Origin of the sequence: Streptococcus sp. LQJ-218, from assembly GCF_003428885.1 — a bacterium.
GTDB lineage: Bacteria > Bacillota > Bacilli > Lactobacillales > Streptococcaceae > Streptococcus.
Genome location: NZ_QQRU01000016.1, coordinates 1 through 1436, shown reverse-complemented (window position 1 = coordinate 1436; position 1436 = coordinate 1). Strand labels below are relative to the sequence as shown.

1 protein-coding gene is annotated in these 1436 nt (G+C 36.9%); it reads right to left on the bottom strand.

What is annotated here, in order from left to right; all coding sequences use genetic code 11:
• Positions 1–31: 31 nt before the first annotated feature.
• A protein-coding gene (locus D2908_RS09870; RefSeq protein ID WP_117306736.1) for an IS3 family transposase occupies positions 32–1380 on the bottom strand; the annotation gives its coding sequence in 2 pieces (ribosomal slippage) (positions 32–939 and positions 939–1380; 1350 coding nt in all).
• Between the last annotated feature and the right edge of the window lie 56 nt (positions 1381–1436).

Below are 1436 nucleotides of genomic sequence, written 5' to 3'. Positions count from 1 at the left end.
TGTACTGACCCCCAAAAGTTAGACAATTAATTTATTCAAAGGATTTAGTTCTGTATTGCACAGGACTGAGTCCTTTTAGTTTTACCTTAATTCGCTTATTGTTGTAGTAATCAATATAGTCTACAATGGCTTGTTCCAATTGGTTAAGCGACTCAAATGACTTCTCATAACCATAAAACATCTCCGATTTCAGAATGCCAAAGAAAGATTCCATCATACCGTTGTCTGGGCTGTTGCCCTTGCGTGACATAGATGGCTGAATTCCCTTGCTCTCTAGGAACCGATGATAAGAATCGTGTTGGTATTGCCAGCCCTGGTCACTGTGGAGAATCGTATTCTCGTAGTTTTTCTCTGTGAATGCCTGCTCCAACATCGTTTTTACTTGTTCTAAATTAGGAGAACAAGAAAGATTATAAGCGATGATTTCGCTGTTAAAGCCATCTAAAACTGGAGATAAGTAAAGCTTTTGAGCGCTTGCTGGAATGGCAAATTCTGTCACATCCGTATAACACTTTTCCRTTGGTCTCGATGCTTCAAACTGGCGTTGAATGAGATTCTCTGCCTTCTTGCCAATATCTCCTTTATGAGAAGAATACTTGCGTTTCTTGCGGATTCTAGCTTGTAAATTGAGCACTTTCATCAAGCGCTGAACTCTTTTATGATTTACCAGATAACCACGATTTCTTAGTTCTAAATGAATCCGACGATAACCATAATTTCCCTTGTGTTCGATAAAGATGGATTGAATTTCAGCTTTAAGCTCTTGGTCCTTATCTGGTTTATCTAGCTGTTTCAAGTGATAATAGTAGGTCGAACGTGCTAGTTTAATGGCTTTTAGAAGAATATTTAACGAAAACTCAGTCATTAATTCTTGAATAATTTCTGTCTTTCTTCTTTCTCTTTTTCCTCCTTCAAGCGGAGTTCTCTCAACTTTTTTAGGATAGCATTCTCCGCTCTCAGGTACTCGTTTTCTGCTTGAAGACGTTCTAACTCTGTCATCTCTTCGGGTTTCTTCTTTGGTTTACGTCCCATTTTAGATGGTCTCCCTTTTGTTTTCTCAACAATAGTATACCCGTTTTTCTTGTATTGTGCCACCCAATTTGGAAGCATACCACGATTTGGGAGAGCATATTCGAGAGAAACTCTATCTTGAGGCCAGTTTTCATGTAGGACTTTATGAATCATTTCTTGTTTTAATTCAGGAGAATAGTAACGATTTTTTCCTTTTTTGACGAACTCCATTCCGTAACGATCAATCAATTTAATCATGTACCTAAGATTAGAATTGTTTATCCCAAATTTATTTGAAAGCTTCTCTATACTATATCCTTGCTTTCTAAGTTTATAGATCTGAACTTTATCCTCATAAGTTAATTTCATAATAAAAACACCCCAAAAATTAGATTTTTTCTGTCTAACTTTTGGGGTGCAGTACA